Genomic DNA, 7,777 nt, shown 5'->3' with positions numbered 1-7,777 from the left:
TCATGGTCTCGATCGCCCTGGCGAGCGCAACGGTCACTCGCGTCATGGTTTCGTAGTCCAGCCGGTCCGGGGTGTCGCCCGGCCCGTGATAGTGCGGATTTCGGAAGTTGGCGGTATCGGTCAGCATGATGGCCGGGTAACCCATTTGCTGGAATGCCCAGTGATCCGAGCGCAGGACGTCGCGCAGCAGTTCGGGCGCGGCCAGGCCCTCGGAGGGAACATCCGCGTGTTCCCGGAAGGCCTCGATGGTCTGGCGAACGAGCGGCCGTGCGCTCAGGCTGCCGACGACGGCGATGAAATCGCCTCGCTCCGGGTAGAAATGGCCGAGCAACGGTGGGTACGACTGGCTGCCGGGTTCGTCGCTGTAATAGCCCAGCATCTCCAGCGAGATCATGCCGACGATGTCGTCGCCCCGTTCCCGGGCCGCCTGGGCATAGCGCAGACTGCCCATGGCGGCGGTGCCGAAAAACGGCTCCTCCTCGTTCACGAAGGCGACCAGGTGCAGGGATTGGTCCAGCTCTGCATCGCGTAACAGGCGGGCCAGTTCGAGCAGAACGGCGACACCCGAGGCGTTGTCGTCGGCGCCGGGACTTCCGCGCACCGTGTCGTAGTGCGCGCCGATCACGAAGATCTGGTTGGGCAGAGTGTTACCCGGCAGTCGCGCCTCGATGTTGTGGAACTCTTGGTCCCGCGTCGGAACAGGATGGCGGACCGGCTCGTGGCCGGCGTCCCGGAGGGTTTGGTCGATATAGTCGGCGGCCGCTCGCAGGGCTTCGGGCTGCCAGTAATGACGCTCGCCAATTTCCTCCGCCAGCATCCGGACGTGTTCTTGCAGGCGGTCGCGCAGCGCCCGCCCTTCGGCATCCAGGGGCGCTGGCGTTCCCTGGTAAGACGCTCCCGGCATATGCAGCATCATCCAGTAGGCCGCTCCCGCTGAGGTGAGGGCAAGCAGCAGAAGCAGCCCCAACGCGGCAATGACTGCGCGGGGCAACATCGAGCGTCCCGGATCGCCTGATCGATTGCCGGGATCCGGCCGCGATGCGCGCGGCTCGCTGACCAAGAGCGGCGAAGCTACATGCCGACCAGTTCGGCATGGACCCCGGTATCGGTGACCGTGTCCAGGATCTTGCGGCTGTCGATCAGGTCCGGGTTGTACTCCACGATCATGAGATGGGGAGTATGGTCGTGGCTGGCTGCAGCCATCACCCCGTCCAGACTGCGCAGCTTCTTCTGAATGCCCTCACGCTCCTCTGCGGCTACCTGCTCGTCGATATGAATCGTCACGTCCACCATTTTGTCGGTCATCGGAGTCTCCTCGATGTTGTCTGTCCCTGGTGTGGTTCATCGACAATGGGGCGCCACACGCTATCGCACGGCGCCTCAAAGACTCGGACCGACCCGAGCCCGGACCGTTCACGAAACGGCAGAGCGCCCGCATGTTGCCCGGCTACATTGGAAGATCTCCGTGCGTCATGCCGCGAGCAGTGCCGCCGACGCGTCTGGCGGGCTGGATGAAGTCCCTCGAACGCCGGGAGGTGGCGGATTTCCTGGCCACGGGGGGAACCCGGGCTGCCAAGAGCGTTAGGGCTTTGCTTCGCGTGAAGCCGGCTCAAGGCAATGCGGCAGGCTCTCCTCAAGGGAGCGCGGCGTGATGTCGAGGTCCGCGAAGGTGCCCACTTCGTCACCGACGACGTTATCCGGCTGCATCAGTAGCACTTGGTCCCGTGTCAGGGGCGGGTTGGGCAGAGGCCTCGCCAACGCCGCCAGTGCACGCCAAAGGAAAAAGGGCACCGGAATCAGCGGCCGGCGGCGTCCCAGGTGGGCAAGCACCTGTTTCACGATCTCGCGATAGGTGTACACCTGCGCGCCGCCCAGTTCGAACAGCGGTGATGCGGGATCGGCCGACCCGGTCAGGTGTGCTACGGCCTTGGCCACGTCATCGACGAGGACGGGCTGCAGGCGGGTATCGCCGCGACCGAACAGGGGGATCACCGGGAGTTGCGAGAGACGGGCCAGGTTCGACAGGAAGGCATCCTGCGGACCGAACAACACGCTGGGGCGCACGATGATGGCATCCGGGAAACCCGCCCGCACGCTTTGCTCGCCATGGGCACGCGCGCGAACGTAGGAAGAAGGCGAGGCCGTGTCAGCGCCGATGCCCGAAATCAGCACGAGCCGCCGGACACCAGCGTCCTGCGCCAGGCGCGCCACCCGTCCGGCGCCCTCGACATGAACGGCGTGGAAGGTATCGTTGCCGCCGGATTCGGTATAGAGGCTCACCGCATTCACTGCGGCGACGGTCCCCTCGAGAGCCCTGGCAACGCTGGCCTCATCACGAACATCCGCAGTGGCCAGTTCGATGGCAGCGTCGTCTCCCGCCCAGGCTGGCCGCGCCGGATGGCGGGCTGCGATGCGCACCGGTCTTCCCGAGGCCACGATCTGTTGCACGATGGCGCTGCCCAGAAATCCGGTTCCGCCGAAGACTGTCGTGGTGTTGCCCATGGAGGCCCTCCTGCTCCGTAACTCGTCTTATGGTTCAAAGGCGTGGAGTCTGATCTTCCGACAGGAAAAAAGGTGGCCCTGATCGCCGGCCGTGTCATCGAGCCCTCCCACATCTTCCTGCCCGGACGGATAATGGCGAGCGCATCTGCGCAGTGCTTCCTGAAGGTCGAAGGATCGCAAGGCCAGTGTATGCAATCGGGCGGGGCTATCCTCCTTAGGGCGGCGTTTTTTGTAGCGAAAATGGCCGTTTAAGGCTCGTAAGCAGGCATTGTATTGGGTGTTTTTTCAGTAATTACAATGGCATGGCTTGGTCCGACCCCGGGATGGTTTGTTCAGGTGCGGGGCGGGGGGCTACCATCGGGGTGCCCGTTGTTATGCGCTGTCGGAACAGGGAGTGCCTATGTCGCAAGTGAACACAGCCCTTCGAACATTGATCGATCACGCCGTGGACCCGCTGAGGACGGAAGCGGGTCTGCATGGCTTTCTGACCGCCTGTTTGCTCGCGCCGGAGGAAATGCCCGTGGCAGGGTGCCTCGAGGCGGGATTTGGCGTGTCGTCGTCGGAGGATCTGGCGCCGGATGCCCATGCCGCGTTGCAGCGTGTCCTCGAGGAGATCAACGATACCCTCCGGGCCGGCAATTTCCGCTTCGACCCACCCCTGTCGGTGACGGAGGCCGAGCGATGGTGCAAGGGCTACGTGGCCGGTATCGCGGTCGCGGATCGAGCCTGGTCGGCATGGAACGACGACAACATCGATGCGGCCAAGGCGATGCTCGCGATCCAGGCGATCGCCAACCCGGAACTGCGCGGGCTGTTTGTTCCCTCGGCGGCCGGCCCCGGCGGTGCTGCGACGAGCAAAGAGCTGGCAAGGGTCCTCGCCCCGGCGGTGCGCAAAATCGCGATCTTCCGGTTTGCCGACGAGCAGACCTGGGAATATCTGCACGATGAGGATCCCTTCTACGAGCTGTGGCCGGATGCCGACCTCATTGAAATGGACGACGAGGAGCTGGTGGCCAAGCTCCTGGAATGGGAGGATCAGGTCCCGCGTATCCTCATCGACGAATGCATTCGCCGGGGCGAGACCCTCCTTCCACGCCTGCATGCACTGTTGTCGGACGACGCCATGTGGAAGCACGAGGCCGATGACGAAGCGGGGTCCTGGTGGGTCCTGGTTCACGCCATGCACATCCTTGGGGCGCTACGCGGCGAGGCGGCCGGCAATGCAATGGCCGCGGCGCTGGGGCGCCTGGGCACGAATCCCGACGATGCGATCTGGGAGTGGCTGAGTCCATCCTGGGACCAGCTCTGCCGGGGCAAGGAAGCCTTCCTCCGGCCGGTATTGCTGGCGGTCGCGGAGGATCGGTCCGTAAACCCCTTCGGGCGCGGCCTTGCCATGGAGTGGCTATCGGATTCGCATCGCGATGGTGTTGACGATGGTCTGGAAGCGCTGCTGGACTGGGTGGCTTCCAGAATCGCCGATCCCTCGGAAGACGCGATGTTCCGCGAGTTGGGGGGGCAAGTGCTGTTGGATCATCCCAGGGAACGCTTCCGCCCGCTGCTGATGGAGCAGGCCCGTTCTTTCGAAGCGGCACAGACCTTCGGCATTCCGTACGGAGTGGGCGACGTGGAGCGTGGCTTCAGCGGTAAGAATCGTCCGCTCCGGCCGCGCGCCCATTTCCTGTCCTTCTACAATCCCAATGAGATCCGCCTGCGCCAGTTACGCTGGAGGGAGGAGGATGGCTGGATTCCGGGAGACGAGGACGACGCTGCGTGGCTGGACGATCTGTCCATTGCGCAGGAGCACGGCGGCGACCCGGCATGGCTGGACGACCGGTCGATGCCGGAGGAGCAGAGCGACTACCCCTGGTCTCGCGAGCGGCCCATGCAGCAGGAAATGCCGTACGTTCGCGAAACCCCCAAGGTGGGCCGCAATGACCCCTGTCCCTGCGGCAGCGGCAAGAAGTACAAGAAGTGCTGCATGCGGGCCATGGAATGACCCGCAGGGGATCGAATGCGCCGGAATCGAGGCGGTAGTAGTGGATGGTCTTCCGGCTCGCGAGGCCCGCCGGGCATTCGGCCAGCACGCGCAGGCGCAGCACCCAGCAGGTCTTCACGACGATGACGGCTGTGTCGACGCACCGGCGCGGGTACAGGAGCCATCCTTGCTGTCCAAAGACACGCATTTCAGGCACACGGACACCCTTCCGGTTCCGGGCATCCCGGAGCCATAGCGGTGGCGGACGGCAACGGACCGGCAACAACGCCAAAGGGCTCGCCCGGTATGCCGGATCGCCGGCTCCGTCCCGGCTCGCGGTATCACCTGGTCGCCTGGCTGGGGGCCGGACTGGCGATCCTGGTCATCGCTTGGCTGGTGGGCAGCTACTGGCTTCTCAACAGCCATTGGCTGCCACAGCGGCTGTCCCAGCTGGAGGGTGTCGAAATCCGTTGGGAGAGTGGTCGCAGCCGACACCCCGGCCGATGGGAGGTCCAGGGATTCCATCTGGCACGTGAAGACGACGAACTCGCGCTGTCCGTCGACGCCGAGCGCGCTACGCTGGATCTCTCCCTGTTCGGGCTGTTGCGTGGCCAACTGCACATCCGTTCACTGGATGCCCACGGCATCCGGCGCCTGACGCTGAACGACCTCGCCCTCGAGGGTGACGGTTCCCTGCGTCTCGAGGACACCCTGTTCACGGCCCGGCAGCTGGAAATCTCTCATCTGGCGCTGCGCCTGGACCGCGGCCTGCTGCAGCGCCAGGCCGACGGTGCCGTGCTGGTGCGCGACATCGCGCTCACCGGCGAGGCGTCGCTGACGCGTGTCGCCCCGATGGAGGTCGGTGCGGACCTTCTCGAGGCATTGTCCGGTCACCTGCGCCTGGACGCTCATGCCGACGCCTGGGATGTCTTCACGCCGTATCTGGACGCCCTGCCTTGGCTTGCCCTCTCCGGCTACGGCCGGTTGCAGGGAGACCTGACGCTGGCGCGGGGGCTGCTGGCGCCGGGCAGTACCCTGCGCCTGGACTCGCCCGCACTGCGGGTGGAAGTGGACGAGCCCCGATGGCGCCAGGTCACCTGGCCCGATCGCGAGCCGGTCACGCTCGAGGCCGCAGGCACCACCCACAGTGCCGACGGCGAGGGCGAAGTGGTCGTGCGTGTTCCCGACGACCACCCCGAGCAGCTCCTCTTCACCACGCGGCTGCGCGACGTGTCGCTCGCGGACACCACCCCTTACGCCAGCCAGGCTGCACTGACGCTTGCCGCCGAACTGGACAACCGTCGTCTGGACCAGCTCGAACCTCCCACCCGGGCCCGGCTCGCGCTCAGTGGCGACGTGATTCGCCTGGACATGCTGGATCCGTACCTGCAGCACGCGCTGGATGGCCGGGGAGTCCGGCTGCGCGGCGCGGGTCAGCTCGAGGCGGAGTTCGAGATGCGGGATGCCCGACCGGCGCATGCCCGCGTGGAGGTCCGGGCCCCGCAACTGCAGGTCAGCGCCCTCGGTTACGAGGCGAGCGGCGCAGGTTCGCTGCGCGCCGGGCTGGACGACGGTGACCGTGTCACGGTCGATGCCGTGCTGGCGGGGGCGACCCTGCATCACCAGGCGCGCCAGCTGCTCGCCGATGCCGAACTGCGGCTGACCGCGACCAGTCCGTTCGACCCGAAGCAGGCCAGGGAAGGCGCCCGCGCGGAGATCGTGTGGCGCGACGCGCGCTTGCCCGATATCCGTGTGCTGCAGCCCTATCTGACCCCGTTTCTCTCCGACCCCGCGCCCCTGCTGCTGCTCGGCGGCGGTGCGCAGAGCCAGGGGCAGTTGGAGGTGACGGCAAACCACCTGCGCGGCGCGCTCTCGATTTCCGGCGACAAGCTGCGTACCCAGCTCCAGGAGCACATCCTCGAGAGCGACATGCACCTGACGCTCGTCCTCAACGAGGTGGCGCTGGACGGGGAACGGCTGGATATCGGCGGCAGCCGGTTGCGCTGGCAGGCAATAGGCGAGGGGCGGGATGCCGAGCGTCTGGAGAGCGATCTGCTGCTGCGCGAAGGACGCCTGCAGCGCCGCGACGGCATTCCCACGGGGCAGTTCGTTCTGGAAGGCACGCTGCAGCGGCTCGGTTTTCTCAACGCCTTCCTGCCCGATGCCCACGGCCTGGCGGTGCAGGGCAACGGTCAGCTGCACCTGCAGGGGGCTTTCGAGGAGCAGCGAATCCTGGCCGGTACCCACCTGCGGGTCGAGGCGGATCAATTGCAGGTGCGTTTTCTCGACCATCAGGCGGCAGGCCGCGGTGAACTGACCGCGCAGTGGGATACGCCGGAGCAGGTCCGGCTTGCGCTCGGAATACCGCAGTATTCGCTGCAGCGCCAGGATGACGACCGGCCGCACCTGGAGGGGCGTGATCTGGTCGTGACCACCCGAACCGAGCGCTTCTCCGAGGTACTGGTGTCGCCAGAACCCCGGCACTTCACGACGCATATCTCCCTGCCCATGACGGAGGTCCCGGATTTCACCCGGTACAACGACTATCTGCCCAAGAACGCCGGGGTCACGCTGCTCGGCGGCCGGGCGCGCCTGTCCAGTGAGTTCACCCTGGTGGGTCTCGATGCCCATGGCGCCCTGGCGCTGCATGCCTCCGATGCCGAACTGGCGTTGCTCGACCAGCACCTGCGCGGGGATCTGCATCTTGCCTTGCAGCTCACGGACGGTGATCTGGCCACCCGACGTTTCAACGCGGATCACTCCTCCCTGCGGCTGGACCGCGTGCAACGCCAGGATGGCGAGCGCCGGGGCGACGCCGACTGGTGGGTGCAGCTGGATTTCGACGATGCGCGACTGCGCTGGACCGAGCAGATCACGCTGGTGAGTCGGGTGGGCCTGGCGATGCGCGATACCGGGTTGCTGGCCCGGCTGTTTCTCAGCCGTGCGCGGGACAGCGACTGGCTGGGACGGCTGTTGGACGTGCGTGACATCGAAGGTACCGCGCAGCTCGATTTGAACGACACCCGGATCCGGCTCAGCAATGTCGACCTCCGCGGTGAGAACCTGACACTGCTCGCCGATCTGGCACTGGCAGAAGGTGTCTCCAACGGCGCGCTGTATGCCCGGCTGGGTGCGCTCGCGCTCGGTGTCGAACTCAGCGACAGCGAGCCCACCCTGCGCATCGTGCGGCCCCGCCGCTGGTTCGACGCCTGGCGCGCTGCCCGGGAGGCTCCCCGCTGAGGCCGCGCGCCGAAACGCGCAACGCGCCAGCCGTCCCTGTCGCTCTGCTGGCGGATGACG

General features: G+C 66.3%; 4 protein-coding genes and 2 pseudogenes. 3 read left to right on the top strand and 3 right to left on the bottom strand.

Annotated elements, in window-relative coordinates; genetic code table 11:
• From EA346_RS13205 to EA346_RS13195, 3 genes are all read right to left on the bottom strand, one after another.
• The coding region (locus EA346_RS13205) for a M20/M25/M40 family metallo-hydrolase (RefSeq protein WP_296759374.1) at nt 1-994 on the bottom strand (994 nt) is incomplete at its 3' end.
• 77 nt (nt 995-1,071) lie between these two features.
• Nucleotides 1,072-1,305 carry an ATP-binding protein gene (locus EA346_RS13200; RefSeq protein WP_296759371.1) on the bottom strand — a complete coding sequence of 78 codons (234 nt, stop codon included), beginning with the start codon at nt 1,303-1,305 and terminating at the stop codon, nt 1,072-1,074.
• Between the two features lie 276 nt (nt 1,306-1,581).
• On the bottom strand, nt 1,582-2,502 hold the full coding sequence (locus EA346_RS13195; protein WP_296759369.1) for a complex I NDUFA9 subunit family protein: 921 nt from the start codon (nt 2,500-2,502) through the stop codon (nt 1,582-1,584).
• 400 nt (nt 2,503-2,902) lie between these two features.
• Between EA346_RS13195 and EA346_RS15015 the strand changes: the two are divergent.
• The 3 genes and pseudogenes from EA346_RS15015 to EA346_RS13185 all read left to right on the top strand — a co-directional run.
• A pseudogene (locus tag EA346_RS15015) lies at nt 2,903-3,391 on the top strand (UPF0149 family protein); the annotation flags it as partial.
• 1,014 nt (nt 3,392-4,405) lie between these two features.
• Nucleotides 4,406-4,498, top strand: a pseudogene (locus EA346_RS15010) (SEC-C metal-binding domain-containing protein); the annotation flags it as partial.
• A gap of 285 nt (nt 4,499-4,783) precedes the next feature.
• A complete protein-coding gene (locus tag EA346_RS13185; RefSeq protein ID WP_296759366.1) occupies nt 4,784-7,717 on the top strand; it encodes a hypothetical protein in 2,934 nt (977 codons plus the stop codon).
• Nucleotides 7,718-7,777 lie beyond the last annotated feature (60 nt).

Origin of the sequence: Thioalkalivibrio sp., from assembly GCF_007692535.1 — a bacterium.
In the GTDB taxonomy this organism is placed as follows: domain Bacteria; phylum Pseudomonadota; class Gammaproteobacteria; order Ectothiorhodospirales; family Ectothiorhodospiraceae; genus Thioalkalivibrio.
This window is presented reverse-complemented; position numbering and strand designations above follow the sequence as displayed.

Coding starts and splice junctions, on each gene's coding strand:
- EA346_RS13200 (WP_296759371.1), bottom strand. CDS start 1,305: ATGACCGACAAAATGGTGGACGTGACGATTCATATCGACGAGCAGGTA.
- EA346_RS13195 (WP_296759369.1), bottom strand. CDS start 2,502: ATGGGCAACACCACGACAGTCTTCGGCGGAACCGGATTTCTGGGCAGC.
- EA346_RS13185 (WP_296759366.1), top strand. CDS start 4,784: ATGCCGGATCGCCGGCTCCGTCCCGGCTCGCGGTATCACCTGGTCGCC.